This window comes from Pantoea sp. BR_17, from assembly GCF_041955125.1.
Lineage (GTDB): Bacteria > Pseudomonadota > Gammaproteobacteria > Enterobacterales > Enterobacteriaceae > Pantoea > Pantoea stewartii.
Map to the genome: position 1 here is coordinate 20304 of NZ_JAVAXT010000010.1, position 25094 is coordinate 45397.

General features: G+C 54.2%; 22 protein-coding genes and 1 riboswitch. Of the genes, 16 read left to right on the plus strand and 6 right to left on the minus strand.

Going from position 1 to position 25094, the window contains the following annotated elements; all coding sequences use genetic code 11:
• Positions 1 to 283: 283 nt before the first annotated feature.
• A complete protein-coding gene (pgi, locus tag RAC60_RS15540; RefSeq protein WP_006121544.1) occupies positions 284 to 1930 on the minus strand; it encodes a glucose-6-phosphate isomerase in 1647 nt (548 codons plus the stop codon).
• Positions 1931 to 2329: 399 nt separating this feature from the next.
• Positions 2330 to 2523, plus strand: a riboswitch (Lysine riboswitch).
• A gap of 110 nt (positions 2524 to 2633) precedes the next feature.
• On the opposite strand from pgi, the gene lysC reads away from it, so the two are divergent.
• Positions 2634 to 3986: a lysine-sensitive aspartokinase 3 gene (gene lysC, locus RAC60_RS15545; protein WP_006121545.1), complete on the plus strand. Its 1353-nt coding sequence runs from the start codon at positions 2634 to 2636 to the stop codon at positions 3984 to 3986.
• Positions 3987 to 4101: 115 nt separating this feature from the next.
• Positions 4102 to 5034, plus strand: coding sequence for a ketopantoate/pantoate/pantothenate transporter PanS (gene panS, locus RAC60_RS15550; RefSeq protein WP_039339079.1), 933 nt, complete (start codon positions 4102 to 4104; stop codon positions 5032 to 5034).
• Between the two features lie 39 nt (positions 5035 to 5073).
• On the opposite strand, the gene RAC60_RS15555 is transcribed toward panS, so the two are convergent.
• Together RAC60_RS15555 and RAC60_RS15560 are read right to left on the minus strand one after the other, a co-directional pair.
• Positions 5074 to 6699, minus strand: coding sequence for a Na/Pi cotransporter family protein (locus tag RAC60_RS15555; RefSeq protein ID WP_006121547.1), 1626 nt, complete (start codon positions 6697 to 6699; stop codon positions 5074 to 5076).
• A gap of 380 nt (positions 6700 to 7079) precedes the next feature.
• Positions 7080 to 7892, minus strand: a complete 813-nt coding sequence (locus tag RAC60_RS15560) for an alkaline phosphatase family protein (RefSeq protein WP_033739245.1) — start codon at positions 7890 to 7892, stop codon at positions 7080 to 7082.
• 574 nt (positions 7893 to 8466) lie between these two features.
• On the opposite strand from RAC60_RS15560, the gene psiE reads away from it, so the two are divergent.
• The 3 genes from psiE (at position 8467) to ubiA (ending at position 10369) form a co-directional block, all read left to right on the plus strand.
• Complete coding sequence (gene psiE, locus RAC60_RS15565) at positions 8467 to 8877, plus strand: phosphate-starvation-inducible protein PsiE (protein ID WP_006121549.1); 411 nt, start codon at positions 8467 to 8469, stop codon at positions 8875 to 8877.
• A gap of 83 nt (positions 8878 to 8960) precedes the next feature.
• Positions 8961 to 9473 (plus strand): chorismate lyase, encoded by a 513-nt coding sequence (gene ubiC, locus RAC60_RS15570; RefSeq protein WP_375093989.1) that lies wholly within the window; start codon positions 8961 to 8963, stop codon positions 9471 to 9473.
• Between the two features lie 29 nt (positions 9474 to 9502).
• Positions 9503 to 10369, plus strand: coding sequence for a 4-hydroxybenzoate octaprenyltransferase (ubiA, locus tag RAC60_RS15575; RefSeq protein ID WP_191091184.1), 867 nt, complete (start codon positions 9503 to 9505; stop codon positions 10367 to 10369).
• A 102-nt stretch (positions 10370 to 10471) separates the two neighbouring features.
• On the opposite strand, the gene plsB is transcribed toward ubiA, so the two are convergent.
• Entirely contained in the window at positions 10472 to 12898 is a 2427-nt protein-coding gene (gene plsB / locus RAC60_RS15580) for a glycerol-3-phosphate 1-O-acyltransferase PlsB (RefSeq protein WP_039339074.1), read from the minus strand.
• 128 nt (positions 12899 to 13026) lie between these two features.
• On the opposite strand from plsB, the gene RAC60_RS15585 reads away from it, so the two are divergent.
• The 4 genes from RAC60_RS15585 (at position 13027) to RAC60_RS15600 (ending at position 15932) form a co-directional block, all read left to right on the plus strand.
• The gene (locus tag RAC60_RS15585) at positions 13027 to 13395 is read left to right on the plus strand and encodes a diacylglycerol kinase (protein ID WP_006121553.1); all 369 of its coding nucleotides are present in this window, start codon (positions 13027 to 13029) and stop codon (positions 13393 to 13395) included.
• A gap of 106 nt (positions 13396 to 13501) precedes the next feature.
• Positions 13502 to 14116 (plus strand): transcriptional repressor LexA, encoded by a 615-nt coding sequence (gene lexA / locus RAC60_RS15590; protein WP_006121554.1) that lies wholly within the window; start codon positions 13502 to 13504, stop codon positions 14114 to 14116.
• Positions 14117 to 14225: 109 nt separating this feature from the next.
• Positions 14226 to 15548, plus strand: a complete 1323-nt coding sequence (gene dinF, locus RAC60_RS15595) for an MATE family efflux transporter DinF (RefSeq protein ID WP_033738955.1) — start codon at positions 14226 to 14228, stop codon at positions 15546 to 15548.
• 171 nt (positions 15549 to 15719) lie between these two features.
• Positions 15720 to 15932: a CsbD family protein gene (locus RAC60_RS15600; protein WP_006121556.1), complete on the plus strand. Its 213-nt coding sequence runs from the start codon at positions 15720 to 15722 to the stop codon at positions 15930 to 15932.
• Between the two features lie 71 nt (positions 15933 to 16003).
• On the opposite strand, the gene zur is transcribed toward RAC60_RS15600, so the two are convergent.
• A complete protein-coding gene (gene zur, locus RAC60_RS15605) occupies positions 16004 to 16525 on the minus strand; it encodes a zinc uptake transcriptional repressor Zur (protein ID WP_033738958.1) in 522 nt (173 codons plus the stop codon).
• A 423-nt stretch (positions 16526 to 16948) separates the two neighbouring features.
• On the opposite strand from zur, the gene RAC60_RS15610 reads away from it, so the two are divergent.
• The 3 genes from RAC60_RS15610 to pspG all read left to right on the plus strand — a co-directional run bounded on the left by RAC60_RS15610 (position 16949) and on the right by pspG (position 19743).
• On the plus strand, positions 16949 to 18220 hold the full coding sequence (locus RAC60_RS15610) for a conjugal transfer protein TraF (RefSeq protein ID WP_033738961.1): 1272 nt from the start codon (positions 16949 to 16951) through the stop codon (positions 18218 to 18220).
• 99 nt (positions 18221 to 18319) lie between these two features.
• Positions 18320 to 19315 carry a tRNA dihydrouridine(20/20a) synthase DusA gene (gene dusA / locus RAC60_RS15615; RefSeq protein WP_375093990.1) on the plus strand — a complete coding sequence of 332 codons (996 nt, stop codon included), beginning with the start codon at positions 18320 to 18322 and terminating at the stop codon, positions 19313 to 19315.
• Positions 19316 to 19476: 161 nt separating this feature from the next.
• Complete coding sequence (gene pspG / locus RAC60_RS15620) at positions 19477 to 19743, plus strand: envelope stress response protein PspG (protein WP_375093991.1); 267 nt, start codon at positions 19477 to 19479, stop codon at positions 19741 to 19743.
• 181 nt (positions 19744 to 19924) lie between these two features.
• On the opposite strand, the gene RAC60_RS15625 is transcribed toward pspG, so the two are convergent.
• Positions 19925 to 20908, minus strand: coding sequence for a quinone oxidoreductase (locus tag RAC60_RS15625; RefSeq protein WP_162286160.1), 984 nt, complete (start codon positions 20906 to 20908; stop codon positions 19925 to 19927).
• A gap of 96 nt (positions 20909 to 21004) precedes the next feature.
• On the opposite strand from RAC60_RS15625, the gene dnaB reads away from it, so the two are divergent.
• The 4 genes from dnaB (at position 21005) to RAC60_RS15645 (ending at position 25063) form a co-directional block, all read left to right on the plus strand.
• A complete protein-coding gene (gene dnaB / locus RAC60_RS15630) occupies positions 21005 to 22411 on the plus strand; it encodes a replicative DNA helicase (protein WP_006121562.1) in 1407 nt (468 codons plus the stop codon).
• A gap of 126 nt (positions 22412 to 22537) precedes the next feature.
• Positions 22538 to 23029, plus strand: coding sequence for an Lrp/AsnC family transcriptional regulator (locus RAC60_RS15635; RefSeq protein ID WP_058702337.1), 492 nt, complete (start codon positions 22538 to 22540; stop codon positions 23027 to 23029).
• A 183-nt stretch (positions 23030 to 23212) separates the two neighbouring features.
• Complete coding sequence (locus tag RAC60_RS15640; protein WP_375093992.1) at positions 23213 to 23827, plus strand: YitT family protein; 615 nt, start codon at positions 23213 to 23215, stop codon at positions 23825 to 23827.
• A 42-nt stretch (positions 23828 to 23869) separates the two neighbouring features.
• The gene (locus RAC60_RS15645; protein ID WP_133745551.1) at positions 23870 to 25063 is read left to right on the plus strand and encodes an amino acid aminotransferase; all 1194 of its coding nucleotides are present in this window, start codon (positions 23870 to 23872) and stop codon (positions 25061 to 25063) included.
• Positions 25064 to 25094: the final 31 nt, after the last annotated feature.

Sequence of the window (25094 nt, forward strand, 5' to 3'; positions counted from 1 at the left end):
ACTTATTTAGTATCTTTTGGTACGGAATGAGAATAATCGGAATTACCTGAATAAGCGTAAAATCCAATCACCTTATAAAACAAGAGGTAAGAAGCATTGGCTTACCGTTTTAGATCCGGTTTTTAGTAGGGTGATACGCTCTGCGCAGCGCGAGGTTCAGAATTGCCGCAGTGCATTTTAAGAATTTTCCAGTCTGCCAGCAGGCTTTTCAGATAAAAAGCAGCGTGCCCGATCGTGATGACAAAAAAAAGGCGGCCGGCAGGCCGCCTCTGTCACTATACGATTAGCGCCATTTCTTGTAGCAGTTAATTAAGGCGTTAGTCGAACTGTCATGACTGGTAATATTACTGTCATCTTCCAGCTCCGGCAGAATACGGTTAGCCAGCTGTTTGCCTAATTCCACGCCCCACTGGTCAAAAGTGAAGATATTCAGAATTGCCCCCTGGGTGAAGATCTTATGCTCGTAGAGCGCAATCAGCGCGCCCAGGCTGAATGGCGTGATTTCGCGCAACAGAATTGAGTTGGTCGGGCGGTTCCCTTCAAACACTTTAAACGGCACGATGTGCGCGACAGATTCCGCCGATTTACCCGCATCAGTAAATTCTTTCTGCACCACTTCGCGTGACTTACCAAATGCCAGCGCTTCGGTCTGAGCAAAGAAATTCGACAGCAGCTTAGGATGGTGATCGGCCAGGGCATTGTGGCTGATGGCAGGTGCAATAAAATCGCAAGGTACCAGTTTGGTGCCCTGGTGAATCAACTGATAAAACGCATGCTGGCCGTTGGTGCCGGGTTCACCCCAGATAATCGGGCCCGTCTGATAGGTCACCGGCTGGCCTGCGCGATCAACGTACTTCCCGTTCGACTCCATATTTCCCTGTTGGAAATAGGCTGCAAAACGGTGCATGTACTGATCGTAAGGCAGGATAGCTTCGGTTTCCGCGCCAAAGAAGTTGTTATACCAGATACCAATCAGCGCCAGCAGAACGGGGATATTCTTTTCGGCTGGCGTGGTAGAGAAGTGCTTATCCATGGCATGCGCGCCACTCAGCAACTGCTCAAAGTTCTCAAAACCAATCGACAGAATAATGGACAGGCCAATGGCCGACCACAGCGAATAGCGGCCGCCGACCCAGTCCCAGAACTCGAACATATTGTCGGTATCGATACCAAATTCGCCCACGGCTTTAGCATTGGTGGAGAGCGCAGCAAAGTGCTTCGCAACGTGTTGTTGATCGCCGGCCGTTTTCAGGAACCAGTCACGTGCGCTGTGCGCATTGGTCATGGTTTCCTGGGTGGTAAAGGTTTTTGACGCCACCAGAAACAGCGTGGTTTCGGGGCTGAGGTCTTTCAGCGTTTCGGCGATGTGCGTACCGTCAACGTTGGACACAAAATGCATGTTCAGGTGGTTTTTGTACGGGCGCAGTGCCTCAGTCACCATAAACGGCCCCAGATCGGAACCGCCGATACCAATGTTCACCACATCGGTGATCGGTTTGCCGGTGTAACCTTTCCAGTCACCGCCAATAATGCGCTCGGAGAAGCTTTTCATTTTCGCCAGCACCGCGTTGACTTCAGGCATCACATCTTTGCCATCCACCTTGATTGGCGTATTGCTGCGGTTGCGCAGGGCGACGTGCAGGACGGCGCGATCCTCCGTCCGGTTAATTTTTTCGCCCGAGAACATGGACGCAATCGCGCCGCTTAAATCGGTTTCTTTTGCCAGGGCCAGCAGTTTATCGAGCGTCTCCTGCGTGATGCGGTTTTTCGAGAAATCTACCAGCATCTGGTCGTCAAAGGTGGCTGAGAATTTAGCAAAACGATCGGCATCCTGGGCAAACAGGTCGGCGATTTTCGCCGTTTTCATCTGTTCATAATGCTCTTGCAGCGCTTTCCAGGCTGCGGTTTGGGTCGGATTGATATTTTTCATGGCAACACTCTTGTTGATATTAAGAACCGTCATTCCATCGGGGTCGCATCGTACCCGGTTAGCATTTCAGTATGACCACAGTTGCAACTGAAAGGAAAAACTTTGTCAGTGCGATGGTGTCAGCGCACGAATACAGCCCGTTTCGCAGTGGATGATGCGGCAATCATTCGGACTGTTTCCATGGGCGAAAGGCTGAAAAGTATGGCGCAACGGCAGCCCACGAACATTGTGCCGCATCAGAATGTGACGACGTTGCTGAAGCCATTTAGCACTGTAGTCGCAGAGATTAGGCAAAATTTGTTATCCGGTGCGCTCTGCATGAAAAATTGTCCCGTGACGGTCATTGACAGCAGGGCCAGAAATCGCTAAATCTATGCGCGCTACTTGCGCACCTGTGCGCAAGCCAGAAGAGGCGCGTCGACCAGGCAGTGTGTTGGAGGAACCGTATCCAGAGATAACACATCAGGGGGAGCGACGCCGAGGTGGTCAACATCACGGTGTGTTGGCTGTCGGCTACAGGGGCTGAATCCCCTGGGTTGTCACCAGAAACGTCCACAGTCGGACGTTTCGCAAGGTGGAGCGCTTCTGGGTGACTCGTCTATTCGATTTTACCCGTTTCTGCTCTTTCCTTGTGCTTAGGCTGAATTACTGTTTCTCATCTCTTAACGGGTGAGGGCAACGTATCCTGACACGAGGTCATACAATGTCTCTGAATCTGAATGTAGCGAAATTTGGCGGTACCAGCGTTGCCGATTTCGATGCCATGAACCGTAGCGCCGATGTGGTGTTGCAGGACAGCAATACCCGGCTGGTGGTGCTTTCTGCCTCTGCAGGCATCACCAATCTGCTGGTCTCCCTTGCCGAAGGTCAGGAGACATCGCAACGCGCGGCGCAGCTCGATGATATCCGCCGCATTCAATATGCCATCATCGATCGCCTGAACAATCCAGACGTTATCCGCGATGAAATCGACCGCATTATCGACAATATCGGCATGCTGTCTGACGCCGCCGCTCTCGCCACCTCCAGCGCCTTAACCGACGAACTGGTCAGCCACGGCGAACTCATGTCGACTCTGCTGTTTGTCGAGATCCTGCGTGAGCGCGGGGTCAATGCGGAATGGTTTGACGTGCGTAAAGTCATGCGCACGAACGATCGCTTTGGCCGTGCGGAGCCTGATGTCGCCGTACTGGCCGAGCAGGTCAGTGTGCAGTTGCAGCCGCGCATTGCCGCCGCTCTGGTGGTCACGCAGGGCTTTATCGGCAGCGAAGAAAAAGGACGCACCACGACGCTGGGCCGCGGCGGCAGTGATTACACGGCCGCACTGCTGGGTGAAGCATTAAACGCTGCGCGCGTGGATATCTGGACAGACGTGCCGGGCATTTACACCACCGATCCGCGTGTAGTCCCTGCGGCTAAACGTATTGATGAAATCACTTTTGAAGAAGCGGCTGAAATGGCCACTTTTGGTGCCAAAGTTCTGCATCCTGCCACGCTGCTGCCCGCTGTCCGTAGCGACATTCCGGTGTTCGTCGGCTCCAGTAAAGATCCTGCAGCAGGCGGTACGCGCGTGTGCAATGAGACGGCGAATCCGCCGCTGTTCAGAGCGCTGGCGTTGCGCCGCAAGCAAACCCTGGTCACGTTGCACAGCCTGAATATGTTGCATACGCCGGGCTTCCTGTCTGAAGTGTTCAATATCCTGGTGCGTCACAACGTGTCGGTGGATCTGATTACCACCTCGGAAGTCAGCGTCGCGTTGACGCTGGATACGACCGGCTCGACTTCAACCGGCGACCATCTGCTGAGCCAGGCGTTGTTAACCGAGCTCTCATCCCTGTGTCGGGTGGAAGTAGAGGAAAACCTGGCGCTGGTGGCCATAATCGGCAATGAACTGTCGAAAGCCTGTGGGGTCGGTAAAGAGGTGTTTGGCGTACTTGAGCCCTTTAACCTGCGCATGATTTGCTACGGAGCCAGCAGCTATAACCTCTGCTTCCTGGTGCCAGGTGACGATGCGGAAAGTGTGGTGCGTACGCTGCACCACAACTTGTTTGAATAAGCGCCGCTGACATCAAAAGAAAGCCGGACCCTGTCCGGCTTTTTACTGACCGGCTGTGATGCCGCCGGACATCATTCCACGCACGTCGCTGATTTTGCTAAAAGCATGTTTGTTGATGCTTGCCACCTTAACCCGTCTGTTCCCCCTGTGGGCCGTCCTGTTGTCTGTCGCGGCTTACTACTCGCCCACCACCTTTCTGGGTATTGGCCCGTGGGTCGCGTATCTGCTGATGCTGATTATGTTCGGTATGGGCGTCACGCTGAATATCAATGATTTCAAACGCGTCTTAACCCGTCCGGCGCCGGTGCTTGCAGGTACATTCCTGCACTATCTGGTGATGCCCCTGGCGGCATGGGCGCTGGCAAAACTGTTTAACATGCCGCCCGATCTGGCTGCCGGGATGATTCTGGTGGGCAGCGTTGCCAGTGGAACCGCCTCGAACGTGATGATTTATCTGGCAAAAGGCGATGTGGCGCTCTCGGTGACCATCTCCTCGGTGTCCGCGCTGGTTGGTGTGTTTGCCACGCCGCTGCTGACCCGTTTTTATGTGGATACGCATATTCAGGTTGATGTTGCCGGTATGCTGCTGAGCATCATCAGGATCGTCGTGATCCCTATCGGGTTAGGGTTGATCATTCACCACACGTTTAACGGTCTGGTTCGTCGGGTAGAGCCTTATCTTCCCGCTTTTTCAATGGTGTGTATTCTGCTGATCATCAGTGCTGTGGTCGCCGGTAGCCAGAGCTTTATTGCCTCGGTTGGCGTGATGGTGATCGCCGCCGTCATGTTACATAACGCTATTGGTCTGCTCGGCGGTTACTGGGGCGGCAAGCTGTTTGGCTTTGATGAATCTACCTGCCGCACGCTGGCGCTGGAAGTGGGCATGCAGAATTCAGGGCTGGCGGCGACGCTGGGTAAACTGTATTTCTCGCCACTGGCTGCACTGCCGGGGGCGTTGTTTTCCGTCTGGCACAACCTTTCCGGTTCCCTGCTGGCGGGCTACTGGTCCGGTAAGCCCACAGATAAAAAGCCGTCATCCCGTCCCTGAGAGACACAGTGCGAAGGCCAAACGGCCTTCGCACTTTCTTTAGTCATAATCCCGCTCATCGTCAGGCTGCTCCAGAACCGTGTAAGCGACCGCGCAAAACAGCGAGTTCAGACGCTTCATATCGCCCAGCAAGCCCAGGTGCAGCGAACTGGTTTCAATGCTCTGAATGTTCTGCTGGTGTAACCGATCAACATGCGAGTGTGAATAGCGGCGTATTTTCAGGCGAAAGCGGTGTTTGGCGCGGCGTAGCCGCTTAGCGCTGGTAACATCGTGAGATAAAAATACCGACAGGCTCAGCCGTAGATTCGCGATAAGCTGCTCATGCAAGGCTTCCAGCTCTTTCAGGCCCTCGGGCGAAAAGGTTCGCCGGGCAGCCAGAGATTTATCGGCGACGTCCCCGCTCATGCGCTCGATAATGTCACCGGCCTGCTCCAGATTCAGCGACATTTCTATGATTTGCCCCCAGCGGCGGGAATCCTCCTCTGATAAATCCTCTTTCGGCATGCGCGCCAGATAGAGTTTGATGGCGGTATACAGGACATCCACATCATCATCCAGCCGCCGTACCGTGCGTTCTGCCCGCGACTCGCCGCGCACCACCTGCAGAAACGTATCCAGCATCTGCTCCAGCACGTCGCCCATACGCAACGCTTCGCGCGCAGCATTCACCAGCGCCAGAGCGGGCGTATCCAGCGCGCTGCTGTCAAGGTGTCTGGGTTTTAGCGTGACGTCACTTTCGGCATCGTCCGCAATCAGTCGACGGCACAGGCGTGCCATCGCATCGGCAAAGGGCACCATGATAATGCAGCGAAACAGGTTGTAGAAAACGTGAAAGAAGATCACCAGCTCTTCGTCATTAACGGGCAGTTTATCCAGCCAGCCCGCTACGGTTTCAACAAAGGGCAGAATTATTACACAACCCGTCAGCTTAAACAGAAAGCTGCCCATTGCAACGCGTTTACCGGCCGCATTGGATCCGCTGCCGTTAATAACCGCCAGTAAGCCGCTGCCCAGGTTCGCGCCGATTACCAGACACAGGGCCACCTTGAAGGCGATCACGCCTGTGGCGGTCAGTGTGGCGGTAATCAGCACAGCGGCGAGACTGGAGTAGCTGATAATAGCAAAGACCGCTCCGAGCAGAGCGTCCAGCATTACGTCACCGGTTAAACTGGAAAACAGAACCTGCACGCCAGCCGCCTGGGTAATCGGTCGGGCGGCTTCAACAATCAGCTGTAGCGCCAGCAGAATTAACCCCAGACCTATGCTGGTCCGGCCAAGCTGACCTGCCCGGCTTTGTTTGCGACTCAGGAAGAAAACCACGCCAAAAAAGATAAACAGCGGGGAAAGCCAGGAGAGATCGAATGTCAGGACGCGCGCCATAATGGCCGTACCGACGTCAGCGCCCAGTATCACTACCAGAGCGGGTGTCAGGCTGACAAGATTTTGAGCCACAAACGAGGTAACCAGCAGCGTGGTGGCATTACTGCTTTGCACCAGCATCGTTACGCCGATACCGGCAAGAAACGCCATCGGCTTCTTTTCCACGCTGCGACTGAGCACCCGGCGCAAATCGGCCCCGTAAACGCGCATAATGCCGGAGCGCGTAATGTGCGTGCCCCAGACCAGAAGCGCAACGGCAGACAGTAAGTTAAGCAGGGTTAACACGTAACGTTGCTCCTCAACCATCAGGCTTACGGCATGACAGATTGCCAGCCTGATGGAGAGCGCAATCTGCGAACATGGCTGCCGGACGTTGCGAACTTTTTTCCAGTGTTTTAAATGACCTGCGCAGCGTCGGCCCCTTTAAATGTAGACCACTCTGCGGATACCTCACGACAAATCCGGCTGGCCTCAGGCGGACCTTTCCCGCCGCGCGCGGCCGGTGCGCTTTTTTCTGGGGTCAGTGAAGGGCGTGGCGACAAAGTCAGTACGGCAGGTGATCAGCGGAATAACGGCAACAGAAGGACGGGTTGTGCCGTTCGCCCAACCCGCCAGACCCGGGGCGGCAGTTTACTGTATTCCTGCCGCCAGAAGCGGGAAGAGGGTCAGAGCGAAACCTGTGCCAGCAGATCGTGATGCACCGGCTTGTCATGAGGAACGCCGAGCAGTGTACACAGCGTGCCGCAGAGATCGGTTTGTTGCAGTTCCAGCCCAGGCTTTAGCGAGAACCCGTCACCAAAGACAAACAGGGGAACGGTCGTTTCCTCCGGCAGCATGCCACCATGTGAGCGGTCGTCGTTCATGCCATGGTCGGCGGTCACCATCACCTGATAGCCTTCTGCCAGCCAGCCAGGCATCCATTGCGACAGGTAACCATCCGCCATGCGTGCCCGGTTACGATACTGGGGCGAGGACAAGCCATGTTGATGACCGGCATAATCGATATTCATTGGATGGATGAGGAGGAAGTCCGGGTTGTGCCGCAACCTCAGGCTCTCAGCATCTTCAAACAGGTGCGAATCGGGGTAACTGTCGTCAACGTAAAAGTGCCCGAACTGGACAGGCAGGGCCGGCGCTTCGGTATGACGATCGCGCGCGGGCTCGAAAGGGCTGCGGTTGTAAAGTTCACTGATCCAGTGATAAGCCGCTGCGGCGGTGGTCAGGCCCGCATCACGCGCATAGTGAAATACGCTCTGTTCGTGACTCAGGCGGTTTACCCCGTTGTGGATGATTCCACTTTGCACAGGCGCAACACCGGTCAGAATGCATTCATACAGCGGACGCGACAGAGAAGGCAGTGCACAGGTGAGATGATAATAATGCCCTTTACCTTGCGCACATTCTGCGTGCAGATAACCCATCGCATGATGGGCAACGTGATGGCTCAGGCCGTCCAGAATCACCAGAATTGTTTTCATGTTGTCCTCTCTTGCTGCGGCGTCTTCACGCCACAGGGGGCGTTTGTCTGCGTCTCTGACGTCGGGCTGTTTTAACGCCGCCAGCGCAACGCCGTCCGGCCGCATCTTAATAGTTGAGTAAGTGCACACTAACCTGGCGTAATCCCGTAACCGTTAATGCGGAACAGATTAAGCCTGGCCGGGCATGAACGCCGCTGTTGGCTGCGCGGAGGCCAACGCAACGTGCCGCCTCAGGACGCTTATCCATTGAGTCGGGTATGGAAGCGGGCGCTAACTGACTGCCGGGGTTGAAAAACCGAGCCAATGTAAATGTCGGATGTGAAAACCGTATGACAGGACGGCACGACGGAGTGGGTCTGCCAGCCGATATGATCGGTCTGTCCGGTTGGCTTTCATCAAAAGACAGGTTCGTACGGTCCCGGCGGTATAACCCAGGATGCCGGGGCTGGCATTCCATCGCGCAGTCTGGTGATTTGAAAGACGCTGTTAAGTAAGCTTGAGGGCTATATTGTGATTTACGTCACACTAAAGCATGATAATGCCAGAAAACATCCCTTTATTTTCGAGGCGTGAAATGAGTGATAAAAACCCGATAGCACAAAAGATAGCGCGCCTGATGCAATGGGTGCTGAATGCAGGATTGCTGATTCTGGCGTTCATTTTAATGGTCTTCCTGGGCAAAGAGACGGTCCATTTAGCCAACGTCCTGTTCAGCACGGGCGAGCAGGCGTCCTCCTATCTTCTGATCGAAGGCATCGTGATTTACTTCCTTTACTTTGAGTTTATTGCCCTCATCGTGAAGTACTTCCAGTCGGGTTACCATTTCCCGTTACGCTATTTCGTCTATATCGGCATCACGGCTATCATCAGGCTGATTATCGTCGACCACAAAAATCCCTTTGATACGCTGTGCTACTCGGCTGCTATTCTGCTGCTGGTTATCACCCTGTGGCTGGCAAACAGTAACCGGCTTAAGCGCGAATAACCTCGCGTTTGCATGACGGACGGGTGTGCCGTGAATCGCTCTGCGCTAAACTACCTGCCTGAAAATTTTTGGGGGAAAGTGTCATGACGCAAGACCCGCTCCGTTTATTACGTTCACTCAACTGGCTGGCGCTGGACGGTGCTGCTCTGTCGCCATCACTTCGTGACTGGCTGATGGAGGAGGACTCTATGACCAGGCGCTTCGAACAGCATTGCCAGAAGGTCAGGGTGGAGCCCGTTCGTGAAGGGTTTATCCACGCTGACGAATTAGGTGACGAAGGTGCGCTGTTACCCGCTGATCAGAGCTTCTGGCTGCGTGAAGTGATCCTGTACGGCGACGAACAACCCTGGCTGGCGGGACGCACGCTGGTGCCTGAAAGCACCCTGAACGGTCCCGAAGCGATGTTGCAGCAGCTCGGAACGCGACCGCTGGGACGTTACCTGTTCTCCTCTTCAACCCTGACCCGCGATTTTATCGAGCCCGGTAACGTTGAATCGCTGTGGGGACGTCGGTCGCGCCTGCGTTTATCGGGGAAGCCCCTGCTGCTAACCGAATTATTTTTACCGGCGTCGCCGGTTTACCGTTACCAGGGTTAAGGATTTGACCTGTGCAAAACAGACAACAAATGACCAAATGGCAGGCTTACAGCCGCCTCATGCGAATTGATAAACCTATTGGCACACTGCTGCTGCTGTGGCCGACGTTGTGGGCGCTGTGGCTGGCTAACAGGGCGATGCCGCCGTTACCGGTACTGATCGTGTTTGTCGCGGGCGTATTTGTCATGCGTGCAGCTGGCTGTGTGATTAACGATTATGCTGACCGCAAAGTCGACGGCCATGTGGAACGCACAAAGCTCCGGCCACTGGCCAGCGGTGCTGTCACGGCGAAAGAGGCTAAAATGCTGTTTGTGGTACTGGGGCTGATCGCGTTTGGCCTGGTACTGAGCATGAACCTGATGACGATTATGCTTTCTGTTGTCGGGCTGGCGCTTGCCTGGGTTTATCCTTTTATGAAGCGCTATACGCATTTGCCGCAGGTAGTCCTTGGCGCCGCATTTGGCTGGGCAATTCCCATGGCCTGGGCTGCTGTTAGTGAGTCCTTACCTCTGGTTTGCTGGCTGGTATTTCTCGCCAACATTTGCTGGACGGTGGCCTACGATACGCAATATGCCATGGTGGATCGCGAGGACGACCTGAAGATTGGCGTGAAGTCCACAGCCATTCTGTTTGGCCAGTACGACAAATTGATTATCGGCCTGCTGCAACTGGCGACGCTGGGGCTGATGGCGCTGGTAGGGACACGGCTGCATCTGAATGGGGCGTTTTACTGGACGCTGTTACTGGCGGGCGGTTTATTTGTTTATCAGCAAAAACTGATCGCAAAGCGCGCGCGTCAGGCCTGTTTCCAGGCGTTTCTGAATAACAATTATGTAGGGCTGGTGCTGTTTCTCGGCGTGTTAATGAATACTCCGCCGTTCTCAAACCTGTTGTAGGGCAGGCACCGAACGTAGCGCCAGTGCGATGCACAGTGTGAGGTTCAGTAAGCAATAAAAAAGGCGACCAGTCAGGTCGCCTTTTTTTGTCATGCCAGCACGTTAGCTGTGTGCAACGGCGCTCTCGATGGTCATACGAACATCGCTGGTGACCAGTTCTGCCAGAATGTGCCAGGTCGCCAGCGTCTGCGCCACATCCGCATCGCCACTGTCGCTGATATAGCCTTCATCGCGCAGGGTCAGTACCAGTGTAGAGAACACCGCTTTATCGAAAAACTCAGGCGCATTGATGCCATGCAGTACGCTCAGGCGCTGGGCCAGCGTGCGGCTCTCTTTTTCCAGCGTGCCGCGGTTGATGGTGGGCTTGGCGCTGAGAATCGAGAAGGTGATGGCGTAACGCTGCAGCGTTTCACGTACACCGGCAGCCAGCAACTGCAGCGTACGGTAACGCGCCGTGTTGAACGACAGCAGACCTGCCTCAACGGTAATCAGTCCCTGGCGCGCCAGCTCCTGGCATAAGTCAGCCAGCAGCTGCGGCAGCTGGTCGTTGCCCCAGCGCAGGAACAGCTCGCTCTTCAGCATGGGGTAAATCAGGCTGACCTGGCGCAGCAGTTCGGCTTCGCTCAGGTTACGGTGCTGCTGGATGATGGCCGCAATCAGAGAGGGCATCACCAACATATGGTGGATGTTATTCCGGTAATAGGTCATCAGCACCGCCTGCTCGCGCGGCAGAATAATGATGTCGCCGATACTGTCCTTCTCACTCTCAAACTTGTTCATACTCAGCGCGTGATCCAGCAACGCTTCCGCAGACATGTCAGGCAAAGTGGCATCCGGCGAGTAGGGCACATTACGTAATAACTGGGTATAGCACTCCAGCTGCTCAATCAGCTGTTCACGGGTCAGCGAACGCTGGCGGGAAGCGAGCAGTGCCGTTACGCACAGGTTCATGGCGTTCGCGGCACCGGCTTCATTAATACGTACCATGATGGTGGCGGCGATATCATTGGCCGTTGGCGTTAACCAGCCCGGACGTTGCGCTTCAATGGGATCGATAGACTCACGCCATTCCGGTACGCGCTTGTTCAGATAGTTGATCAGCGGCAACGGCTCACCAAAGTTCACATAACCCTGGCCCAGGTTGCGCAGCTTACGCAGGCCGCGCACCATCTGCATAAAGCCTTCTTTCTCTTTTGCCGCACCGCGTAGCTCTTTAGCGTAAGTACCCACTTCCATTACATGTTCATAACCGATGTAAATGGGCACTAACGTAATAGGTCGCGTGCCGCCGCGCAGCATGGCCTGCAGCGTCATAGAGAGGGTGCCGGTTTTCGGATCCAGCAGTCGGCCGGTACGTGAGCGTCCACCTTCCACGAAATACTCGACGGAATAGCCGCGGGTAAAGAGCTCGCCAAGGTATTCACGGAACACGGTTGAATAGAGCTTGTTGCCTTTAAAGGTACGACGAATAAAGAAGGCACCCAGACGACGGAAAATCGGCCCGGCAGGCCAGAAGTTCAGGTTAATCCCTGCGGCAATATGCGGCGGAACCAGGCCCTGGTGATACAGCACATAAGACAGTAGCAGGTAGTCCATATGGCTGCGGTGGCAAGGCACATAAACAATTTCATGGCCGTCCTGCGCCAGCTGACGTACCCGCTCACCGCCGTTAACGTTGATCCCCTGATAGAGTCGGCTCCAGAGCCAACCCATCACGCGGTCGGTGATACGAATCGCTTCGTAGGAAAAGTTGGCCGCAATTTCTTCCATCATTTCAATGGCGTTTTGCTGCGCTTTCTCATGGGAGATTTTCTTGCTACGCGCCTCGTCTTCCACAGCTTTTTCAATCGCCTTCGACTGCAACAGGCGATTGAATAAATCCTGGCGAGCCGGCAGGCGCGGTCCCACCGCAGCCAGGCGCTGACGGGCAAAATGGATGCGCGCTACGCGAGCCAGCTTCTGCGCAATCGACTTGTCGGTACCGTGTTCGGTCGCCATACGACGCAGGGAGACCGTGGGCGAAAAACGCACAAAACTGTCGCGGCCATGCCAGAGAACGGCAAAGAATTTTTGAATGCCGTTAAGGAGCCGCAAATGAGGCGGATGATCGTCGCCCTGGACTTCCCGACCCGGCGCACGGCCAAACATGACTGAAACCGGTAACATCTGAACATCAAGTTCAGGGTTGCTGCGGTGCAGATCAAGATATTCGTGGAAGATTTTGACCGATTCAAGGCTGGGCACAAAATAGGGGAACACACGCGGACCGTCATTAATAAAGACATGACGCGGCAACAGGGCGCCGTCTATCTCCAGCGGAATAAGCGGATCAGGCAGATCGTGCCGGATGCACTGCGCGCGTAAAGTCAGGAGATCGGCCTTTGAATCATAAGGCAGGACATACATAATAGGCCGGGTAGGATCCAGCCCATGTTCGGACACGGGATCAGCCGGAATGGCCTTACTCTTTACCAGAAATGAAAGGGGTAAGTTCAGCAATTTATAGAAAATTTTACGCCAACCTGACATAGACAACATGAAGCCTCTTGTTAGCAAAGCGGCGCAAGCATATCAGAACGCGCAGCAAAAATCTGTGACAGCGACAATTGTGCGCTGCCCGGTATTGACGTCAATCCTTTGAAAAGAGTTCCTTTATCATGACAAATAATGTCACCGGCATTACCCGGATTGTGAAAGCGGCTGGCTACTCATGGCAAGGTCTTCGCGCCGCCTGGCAGCATGAAGCTGCCTTCCGCCAGGAAGCCGTAATTTCACTGGCGGCAATTATCCTGGCCTGCTGGCTGGATGTCGATACTATTTCGCGCATCCTGATGATTGGCGCGGTCATGCTGGTGATGATTGTTGAAGTTCTGAACAGCGCCATCGAAGCGGTGGTGGACCGCACAGGGCAGGAACGTCACCCTCTTGCCGGCCGTGCCAAAGATATGGGATCGGCCGCTGTTTTGCTGGCAATAGTACTGGCCCTGTTCGTTTGGGGAACGCTACTTTGGTCGCATTTGCGATAAGCATTCCATCTCCCGTCAAATTACTGATTTTGGCCTGACTTTTGGTTTCCATTTCACCAATACCTGTATATACTCACAGCGACTGTATAAACAACCAGGGGGCGGGATGAAAGCATTAACCAGCAGGCAGCAACAGGTCTACGACTTGATTCGCGACCACATTAATCAAACGGGCATGCCGCCTACGCGTGCAGAAATTGCTGCGCAACTGGGCTTCCGCTCACCTAACGCGGCAGAAGAGCATCTGAAAGCGCTGTCGCGTAAAGGCGTGATTGAAATCGTCTCTGGTGCGTCCCGCGGTATCCGTTTGTTAATGGAAGAAGAACCTTCAGATGGCCTGCCACTCATTGGGCGCGTTGCGGCGGGTGAGCCGTTGCTGGCCCAGGAACATATCGAAACCCACTACAAAGTGGATCCAGACATGTTCAAGCCCTCTGCCGATTTCCTGCTGCGCGTTAGCGGCATGTCAATGAAAGACATTGGCATCATGGATGGTGATTTGCTGGCCGTGCATAAAACGCAGGAAGTGCGTAATGGTCAGGTGGTGGTAGCGCGCATTGACGACGAAGTCACTGTGAAGCGCTGGAAAAAACAGGGATCAGTGGTGCATCTGTTACCTGAAAATACGGATTTTGAGCCTATCATTGTCGATACACGTGCGCAGTCGCTGACGGTTGAAGGTCTGGCGGTTGGCATCGTACGTAACGGTGAGTGGTTGTAACTCTTCTTAAGGTTGGCTCTTTACGTCAACCTTGACGTTACCCAGTCTGCCCCTGTTTTGCCGCTGTGGGTTCATCTGTAACACCAGCGGCGCATTGCACGGACGTTACATGCGCTTCCTGACAGCTACCGATAAAAAACTGTGGCGGCTGGCGCTGCCCATGATCCTGTCAAATATCACCGTTCCTCTGCTCGGCTTAGTCGATACAGCCGTTATTGGCCATCTCGACAGCCCGGTTTATCTGGGCGGCGTTGCGGTCGGGACGACCGTTACCAGTTTCATCTTCATGCTGCTGCTTTTTCTGCGGATGAGTACGACAGGCCTGACGGCTCAGGCGTTTGGCGCGGGCGATAAAACGGCGCTGGCGCGCGCATTGGCACAGCCCCTGATCATTGCCTTACTGGCCGGCAGCCTGTTTATTGCCCTGCGTCATCCTGTTACGGCATTAGCAACCCGCTTTATCGGCGGAGAGGCCGCCGTGCTTGAGCAGGCTGCGCTGTTTATCCATATTCGCTGGCTCAGTGCGCCCGCCATGCTGGCTAACCTGGTGATTCTGGGCTGGCTGCTGGGCGTACAGTATGCCAGAGCGCCGGTCATCCTGCTGGTGGTGGGCAACGTTATCAATATTCTGCTGGACCTCTGGCTGGTGCTGGGGCTGCACTGGGGCGTAGCCGGGGCTGCAGCCGCGACGGCTATCGCGGAATATGCGACGTTGCTGGTCGGGGCACTTATGGTCTGGCGCGTGCTGGCGCTGCGCGGCATCACGCTGCACAGTCTGGTCCATAGCTGGCGTGGCGATATCCACCGCCTGCTTCGCCTGAATCGCGATATCCTGCTGCGTACCTTACTGTTACAGCTTTGCTTTGCCTCTCTGACCGTGCTGGGAACGCGTATCGGACCTGATGTGGTGGCGGTAAATGCCATCCTGCTGATGTTCATGACGTTTACCGCCTATGCGCTGGATGGCTTTGCTTACGCCGTCGAAGCCTTTGCTGGTGAGGCACACGGCGCAAAAGACGGCAGCAGGTTGCAACTGGTATGGATTGCTGCCTGCCGTCAGGCCCTGTCAGTCGCGCTGTTTTTCTCCCTGGTCTATGCTGTTTGTGGCTATCAGATCGTGGCTCTCCTGACATCGATTCCCGCACTTCAACAGGCGGCTGACCGTTTTCTGCCGTGGCAGGTTGTCATGCCGCTGGTTGGCGTCTGGTGCTATCTGCTGGATGGCATGTTTATTGGTGCGACGCGCGGAAGAGAAATGCGCAACAGTATGGCGATTGCCGCACTGGGCTATTTCCTGACGCTGTTAACCGTGCCTTTTATCGGTAATCACGGTTTATGGCTGGCGATAGCCGTTTTTCTGGCGCTTCGCGGCCTGTCACTTTGGCTGGTCTGGCGCAGGCACTGGCGCAATGGCACCTGGTTTAGCGCCTGAGCAACTTGCCTGAAATATGACGCAGGATACATAAAATTTTCATTTTTTCCGGCAAAACTGAAATTAGCTACTACAATTATCTTTGAATGGCGCTATTAAACAGCGCTTTATATCGTAATTTTGCCTGATGGCAAAATAAAACGAAATCGAAGGATGACGTGGAGGTCTGCAATGAATAAAGACGAAGCGAGTGGTAACTGGAAACAGTTCAAAGGAAAAATGAAAGAGAAATGGGGCAAGCTGACCGATGATGACATGCAAGTCATTGAAGGTAAACGCGATCAGCTGGTCGGCAAAATTCAGGAACGTTACGGCTACGCGAAAGATCAGGCGGAGAAAGAAGTAACGGACTGGGAAGGTCACAACAAGGATTACCGCTGGTAATCACGTTATTCAGGGATGCTCCTACCCGGGCCGGTACGCTCATGCCGGCCAGACTGCACAAGGATGTGCAATTAACTTCGTTTACTGCGTTTCTTCCCGTCAGCCTGATGGTCATGATCACAATGTTCATGCTGTTCACAGGCTTCAACTTCCGCACAGTTTTCACATAACCCGTGCGCCTCTATCACGCTATGCCGTAGGACAAAGCTTGCCTCTTGCGCCAGCGATGCGATGATTTTTTCTGCGCCCTGCGCCTGCTTTTCCGTGACCACTGCACAGCGATCGCAGACCAGCATCACCGATGTATGGGCGGGTGCGTCGAAATGGTGACACATCACATAGCTGTTATTGGACTCGACGCGGTGGATAAAACCCTGCTCAAGAAGAAAATCCAGCGCACGGTAGACGGTAGGAGGCTTGGCCTGGGGCTCACTGACACGCAACTGATCAAGCAGGTCATAAGCACTGATCGATCCTGGCTGTCCGGCCATCAACCGCAGGACCTCTGCGCGCTGGGTCGTCAGGCGTACACCGCGCTGTAAACACAGTTTCTCAGCCTGGGTCATGATTTGCTCTGGCGTCATGGTTGACATGGAATTTCTCCGTTTGACAGGTGATGTTATCTTATCACATTAATGATACGTACGATGCACCTTGCCTGTCTGCACCTCCTCCCTTTACCCGTGCTTATCTGTTCCTTACGACTTTGCGCCCGTCTGCGATGCCAATATATGTCAGAATGTTTGTAAATATTTTTTCCTTTTGCTTTACATCTCACTGAGTTAAGAACTAATGTTTAAAAGTTCTTAATAAAGTGCTGGTCCCGGCCTCCTTCTTTTAACGCTTTTTGGACGGTAACCAGACATAACGGATCGAAAAATAATCAATCAATGGAATTGCGCCACTATTTACTCTGAATTCACAGCAATAAAGCGTTAGCCATCCTCCACAATGGGGCTAACAAACTATTCGGTCGTTAATGTTTTAACGGCAATTTTTCAGGTGATGATAAGCAAATGGCAAAATTAACCGTCCCACGTTCCGTTCTGGTTTTCCCTGCAGTGTTTAATGCTCTGGTTTTTTCATCATCCGCGCTGGCCGCGGGAACCTGGTACGATGCCCGTAACGATGCAATGGGGGGAACGGGCGTGGCGTCCTCTACCTACGGGTCTGCCGTTTTAGCTAACCCGGCGTTAATGACCAAAGCGAAGCCCGATGACAACGTCAGCATCATTTTTCCCAGTGCGGGCGCGCAAATTACTGATAAAGACAAGATGGTCGATAAGATCGATAACATTACTGACACGGTAAATCGCTATCAGGATCTGTTTGATAATGCCTCGACGTTAGAGCTGCTGCGCCGTATTCCTGAGATACAGGCTGCGTCAGGGGATCTGGCCAATACGCTCAGAGATTTACGCGGTAACAAAGCCAACGCGACAGCAGGTGTCGCGATTGCAGTCACCGTTCCGAATGAAACGCTGCCTTTTGCCTTTGTCACCAAAGCCTATGGTACGGCGCATGTCCGCGCGAATGTAAAAGAAGGCGATATCGTTATTTTACAAGGCGTGGCTGACGGAACGTTTGCCGGTATTCCTGGCGGTGTATTTGGTCTGCCTAATGTACAAAACTTGCTGGGCTCCAGCGCGAACGGGCTGGCTGCGCTAAATACCGATTATGGTATCGCCGTTGCCCATGAGTTCACGATTGCCGGCCATCCGGTGTCGATTGGTGTGACGCCTAAGCTGCAAAAGACCTGGCTGTATAACTATTCCGCCAGCGTTTATAACTACGATAAAAACGATTTACGGGATGGCCGCTACCGCAGCACCGAAAGCGGGTTCAACGTTGACGCCGGCCTGGCGACGGTATTCGCAGAAAACTGGACATTAGGCGTGACCGGACAGAACCTGGTATCACGTGACCTGCAAACCAAAGAGGTGAATGGCTATCAGGATACCTATGAAATCCGTCCATTAGTGACGGCGGGTTTAGCCTGGGATAAAGGGCCGGTAACGCTGACAGGCGATGTTGACCTGACCGAAACGCACCGTTTCAAATCTCAGGAAAACAGTCAGTATGCAGGCGTGGGCGCGGAATATCGCGTACTGGACTGGTTACAGTTACGCGCCGGTTATCGCGCAGATATGCGTTCCAACGACGAAAATGTGGCGACCGCAGGCTTTGGGCTGTCACCGTTCAACAATTCTGTGCATCTGGATCTGGCAGGCTCGGTGGGGCAAAACAATACCTGGGGTGCCATGGCGCAACTCGGATTTAACTTCTGATTCCGTGCCATTAACGGGCGGGCGATACCTTGTCGCCCGCCCTTATGCTATCCTTGCGCAGAATATCATCACTGTTAACCACCGGATCGACTGCGCTTCATGACCGACACTTTTTCCTCCCAACGCTTCTCTGTTGCCCCCATGCTCGACTGGACGGATCGTCACTGTCGCTATTTCCATCGTCTGCTGACCGGCGATACGCTTCTGTATACCGAAATGGTCACCACGGGAGCCATTATTCACGGTAAAGGCGATTATCTGGCCTTTAATGAAGAGGAGCACCCGGTCGCGTTACAACTGGGCGGCAGCGATCCGGCTGCACTGGCGCAGTGTGCGGAGCTGGCTGAACAGCGCGGTTACGATGAAGTTAACCTCAATGTGGGTTGCCCGTCAGATCGTGTTCAGAATGGCCGCTTTGGTGCCTGCCTGATGGCGGAAGCCGGGCTGGTCGCTGACGGCATTAAAGCGATGCGTGATGTGGTGGATATTCCGGTCACGGTCAAAACCCGTATCGGTATCGATGAACAGGACAGCTATGCCTTCCTGACCGATTTTATCGGCACTGTGGCAGAGCGCGGTGGCTGCGACACCTTTATCATTCATGCGCGCAAGGCATGGCTTTCGGGTCTGAGTCCGAAAGAAAACCGCGAGATTCCACCGCTTGATTACCCCCGGGTTTATCAGTTAAAGCGTGATTTTCCACAACTGACGATTGCCATTAACGGCGGCGTGAAAACGCTGGAAGAGGCTAAAACACATCTTCAGCACCTGGATGGTGTCATGATGGGCCGCGAGGCCTATCAAAACCCCGGCATCCTGGCGCATGTCGATCGGGAAGTGTTTGGCCGGGAACAGCCTGCCGCTGATCCGGTGGCGGTGGTGCGCGCCATGTACCCTTATATTGAAGCCGAGCTGGCAAAAGGCACGTACCTTGGCCATGTGACGCGCCATATGCTGGGGCTGTTCCAGGGGATCCCTGGCGCGCGCCAGTGGCGTCGTCACCTTAGCGAGAATGCCCATAAGCCCGGTGCCGATGTGCGGGTACTGGAGGCTGCATTAGCACTGGTCGCCGATAAGATCCCTCAGGAAGCCTGATACAGTTAAACCAGCCAGCCGGCTGGTTTTTTTTCACCATAATCTGGTGAATTTCGCCAGGTTGATTTTGCATACTTCATACTTAACTCATCACTATCAACAGGTTACTTGTTGGCATGGTTCTTGTAATACGTAACGTATTCATCGTGAGGAGTGAACAAATGGACATTATTTTTGTATTCGGTTTCTTCCTGATGCTGTTGCTGACTGGCGTGTCTTTAATCGGCGTCATTGCTGCCCTGGTCGTGGCCACGATCGTGATGTTTGTCGGCGGCATGGTGATGCTGATTGTTAAGGTGCTACCCTGGCTACTGCTGTCCGTGGCCGTAGTATGGCTCTGTCGGCGCTTTTTCACTGACGAAGACACTCGCCAGCGCGTCCTGTACAGGCGCAGGATCCGCAGGCTGGAGCGGAATGGCAGGGGATAAATGTGTGCGTGATCACACAGTGAAAAATTGGTGCTCAGAATATTAACAACAATCATACTTTTTACTTATGTTTTCTGTCAGGATAGCTGTCGTTGATTCATAACATATTCATCGCTTCTGCCCCTACATCAGTGCGAATGAAAAATAAAAGAAGGGCTTCCTGCGGGAAGCCCTTTTTACATCAGGGAATCAGCAGGCTCGATCCCTGCGTCGCGCGGCTCTCCAGTAACTGGTGAGCGCGGCTGGCCTCTTTCAGTGCAAATTTTTGCTGCTCGGGCACATCGACCTTAATGGCGCCACTTGCCAGTAAAGAGAATAATTCTGCACTGGCCGTTTCCAGCTCCTGACGATTGGTGATGTAGCCGAACAGGGAAGGACGGGTAACAAACAGCGAGCCTTTCTTATTTAAAATGCTGAGATCAACATTGGTCACCGGCCCTGAAGCATTCCCGAAGCTCACCATCAGTCCCTGACGACGCAGGCAGTCCAGCGAGGCTTCCCAGGTCGCTTTCCCCACAGAGTCGTACACCACGCCAACCTTGTTGCCGCCGGTCAGCTCACTGACCCGTTGTGCAATGTCCTCTTGCTGATAATTAATGGTGGCCCAGGCTCCCGCGTTTTTGGCCAGTGTCGCCTTTTCGGCGGAGCCGACGGTGCCGATCAGATGGGCGCCGAGCGCTTTTGCCCACTGGCAGGCAATCAACCCCACGCCACCCGCCGCGGCATGAAACAGAAAAATTTCGTCGGCTTTGAGCTTATAGGTCTGTCGTAACAGGTACTGCGTCGTCAGGCCTTTCAAAAAACTGGCGGCAGCCTGCTCGAAACTGATGGCGTCGGGTAACAGCATCAGACGGTCTTCCGCCACGTTATGCAGCTCGCTGTAAGCCCCGAGTGCGGCCTGACAGTACACGACGCGATCGCCGGGTTTGAAACGCGTGACCGCCGATCCCACGCGGGTAATCACGCCCGCCGCCTCGGTGCCCAGACCAGAGGGAAAATGACCTGTCGGATACAGCCCGCTGCGCACGTAAGTATCAATATAGTTAATGCCAATCGCGCGGTTTTCGACCTGGATTTCATTATCGGCGGGATCGGCAGGCTCAAAATCAACCCAGGTCAGGACATCCGGGCCACCGTGTGCGTTGAACTGAATACGCTTTGCCATGCTTACTCCTGTGATTGTTTCATCATGAAGGTGAGGCACGCCCCTTAACTGAGGTATACTTGCGCGTCCCCACAGAAGATCGGTAATGCATTCACTATGGCAGGAAATAAACCCACCAACAAATCGAACGAAACGCAGGATCGCCAGTTAGAAGGCGTGAAAATGCCCCCGCATTCGCTGGAAGCGGAGCAGTCGGTGCTGGGTGGGTTAATGCTGGATAACGAGCGCTGGGACAACGTGTCCGAACGCGTCGTGGCAAATGATTTTTTCAATCGCTCGCACCGTCTTATTTTCTCCGAGATGCAGCGTCTGCTGGAAAACAGCAAACCTATCGACCTGATTACGCTGTCAGAATCGCTGGAAACGCGCGGCGAACTGGAGATGGCCGGCGGATTTGCTTACCTGGCTGAGCTGGCGAAAAACACGCCCAGTGCGGCGAACATCGGCGCTTACGCGGATATCGTGCGTGAACGTGCGGTCGTGCGCGAAATGATCGCCGTGGCGAATCAGATAGCCGATGCCGGTTATGATCCCCAGGGGCGCAGCAGTGAAGACCTGCTGGATTTTGCCGAGTCGAACGTATTTAAAATCGCTGAGGCGCGGGCTAACAAAGACGATGGCCCCAAAAACATCGAACAAATTCTGGAAGCGACGGTTTCACGGATTGAGTCGCTGTTTCAGACGCCGCACGATGGCGTCACGGGCATCGATACCGGTTATCAGGATCTGAATAAGAAAACGGCCGGGCTGCAACGCTCAGACTTAATTATCGTGGCCGCACGTCCCTCAATGGGTAAAACCACGTTCGCCATGAACCTGTGTGAAAACGCGGCGATGCTGCAGGACAAACCGGTACTGATTTTCAGTCTGGAGATGCCCAGCGAACAGATCATGATGCGTATGCTGGCCTCCTTGTCGCGGGTTGACCAAACCCGTATTCGTACCGGTCAACTTGACGATGAAGACTGGGCGCGCATTTCCGGCACGATGGGCATTTTGCTGGAAAAGAAGAATATGTATATCGATGATTCTTCTGGCCTGACGCCGACCGAGGTCCGTTCCCGCGCGCGTCGCATCTATCGTGAAAACGGTGGCCTCAGTCTGATCATGATCGACTACCTGCAGTTGATGCGCGTGCCCGCATTGTCAGATAACCGTACGCTGGAAATCGCCGAGATTTCCCGTTCATTAAAAGCGCTGGCAAAAGAGCTTAACGTGCCCGTGGTGGCGTTATCTCAGCTGAACCGCTCACTGGAGCAACGTGCCGATAAACGTCCCGTAAACTCGGATCTGCGTGAATCGGGTTCGATCGAGCAGGATGCTGACCTGATCATGTTTATTTACCGTGACGAGGTTTATCACGAAAACAGCGACCTGAAAGGGATCGCAGAGATCATTCTGGGTAAGCAGCGTAACGGCCCGATCGGTACCGTACGCCTGACATTTAACGGTCAGTGGTCACGCTTTGATAACTATGCAGGCCCGCAGTACGACGACGAATAATCCGTCACTGGCCTGCCATGCACGATCTGTGCATGGCAGGCAGGACCGTGCAAAATAGTGTTGGACAACGTCGCAGTGAATCGGGTTATCTGTAGCAAAGCGACACTGACACGCGACGGAAACAGCATGACGCACGTAGACGATTACGATCTAAAAATCCTTACTCTGCTCCAATCTAATGGCCGTTTGACCAATCAGGAACTCAGCGATTTGGTCGGTCTTTCTGCTTCACAATGTTCACGTCGGCGTATCAATCTTGAACAGGCCAACCTGATTCTTGGCTATCACGCACGGCTGTCGCCGGACGCGGTGGGGCTGGGCATTGTCGGACTCATTGAAGTGCGGCTCATTAACCATACCGCTGACTATGTCGACAGCTTCCATCGCATGGTGGAACATGAAGACGCAATTATTGATGCCTATAAAACCACCGGTGATGCCGACTACCTGCTGAAAGTCGCCGTGGCCGATTTGGCCTCACTGAGCGCGGTAATCAGCCAGCTGTTAGCCGGTCACCAGAGCGTTTCCCATGTCAAAACATCGGTGGTACTGGGCAGACTCAAAGAGAACGGATTAATGATGGGCGAGCAGCAGGCTGTGCGCCAAAAAAGAGCATAATGCGCGCAGGTGGTGCATGATGTGGCGGAATGATGCGTTTTTTATGCGTATTTGAGTCGGGCAATGCACAATCGACCTCCCCGGCGGGGCAGTAAAATCCGGTAAGACGCTTATGCCTGAGCGCCTGCACAGGCTGGCGCAGTTATTGCATTTGTGCTGCATCATTCGCACTGAGACTGCTTTATGGACAACATTGTACAACCCGCCGATATTCCTCACTCTCGCCTTGAAGATGCGCTGGCTATCCTGCTCGGCACCTTAATGGTCTCGTTTGGTGTGCTCATGCTGAAGCAGGCAGGCGCATTGACCGGCAGCACGGCTGGACTGGCATTCCTCATCAGCTATCTGTCGCCCGTGTCATTTGGCAGCGTTTTCTTTGTAATCAACCTGCCGTTCTACTGGCTGGCCGTGAAGCGAATGGGCTGGGAATTTACGCTAAAAACCTTTTGTGCCGTGGGGCTGGTGTCGCTTTTTACCCATCTTCATCCCCTGTTTATGCATTTTTCCACACTGAATCCTTTTTATGCGGCATTGTTCGGTAACGTCATCATGGGGATTGGGTTTATAGTGTTGTTTCGCCATAAAGCCAGCCTGGGCGGGATCAATATCCTGGCGCTCTGGCTGCAAGACCGTTTCGGCATTCGCGCCGGTAAACTGCAAATGGCGGTCGATACCTGCGTGGTGCTGGCCTCGCTGTTTGTCGTCAGCCTGCCGATGTTGCTTGCGTCCATTGCGGGCGCGGTGATACTGAATATGATCATCGCAATGAACCATCGTCCCGGGCGGTACAGGGTTTAATCGCCCTTTTTTATTTCAAGAACAATCATGGAGATCTGCACCGTGTTCCAGAACGTTGATGCCTATGCTGGCGACCCGATTTTGTCGCTAATGGAAGCCTTTAAACAGGATCCGCGCGAGCATAAAGTGAACCTGAGTATTGGGCTTTATTACAACGAGCAAGGCATCATCCCTCAGCTGCAGGCGGTGGCTGATGCTGAAGAGCAGTTACGTGCCGAACCGCAGCAGGCTTCGCTCTATCTGCCTATGGAAGGATTAAATACCTACCGCAACGCGATAGCGCCACTGCTGTTCGGAGCCGATCATCCCGTATTAAAAGCGGGCCAGATCGCCTCGATTCAGACCCTGGGCGGCTCAGGTGCGTTGAAAGTCGGTGCGGATTTCCTGAAGCGTTATTTCCCGCAGTCCAACGTCTGGGTCAGCGATCCGACCTGGGAAAACCATATCGCCATCTTTAACGGTGCCGGTTTCGAGGTGAAGACCTATCCGTGGTATGACCCGGAAACCAACGGCGTACGTTTTGATGCCTTCCTGAGCACGCTTAAAACCCTGCCAAAGCAAAGCATCGTGCTGCTGCATCCGTGCTGTCATAACCCAACCGGGGCCGACCTGACCAATGCGCAGTGGGACGAAACTGTTGCCGTGCTGAAAGCACAGGAGCTGATCCCGTTCCTGGATATCGCTTATCAGGGCTTTGGTGCTGGCATGGAAGAGGATGCGTACGCGATGCGTGCGGTTGCTGCGGCAGGTCTGCCTGCGCTGGTCAGCAACTCCTTTTCAAAAATCTTCTCGCTGTATGGCGAGCGCGTCGGCGGCCTGTCTGTGGTATGTGACAGCGCTGAAGAGGCCAGCCGCGTATTAGGTCAGCTCAAAGCGACCGTCCGCCGTAACTATTCCAGCCCGCCAAACTTCGGCGCACAGGTTGTGGCCCGCGTGTTAAACGACGCTACGCTGAAAGCTAACTGGCTGGCCGAGGTCGAAGCCATGCGGTTGCGCATTATCGACATGCGCCAGGCGCTGGTACAGGTGATGAGTACGGCGCTACCCGGTAAGAACGTCGACTACCTGTTGAAGCAGCGCGGGATGTTCAGCTACACCGGCCTGAGTGCGCAGCAGGTGGACCGCCTGCGTGAAGAGTTTGGGATCTACCTCGTCGGCAGCGGCCGTATGTGTGTGGCAGGTCTGAACAGCAAAAACGTGCATCAGGTCGCGGAAGCCTTTGCGGCAGTAATGTAATTCCGCACACAATCTTCCCCGGGCCGCCAAC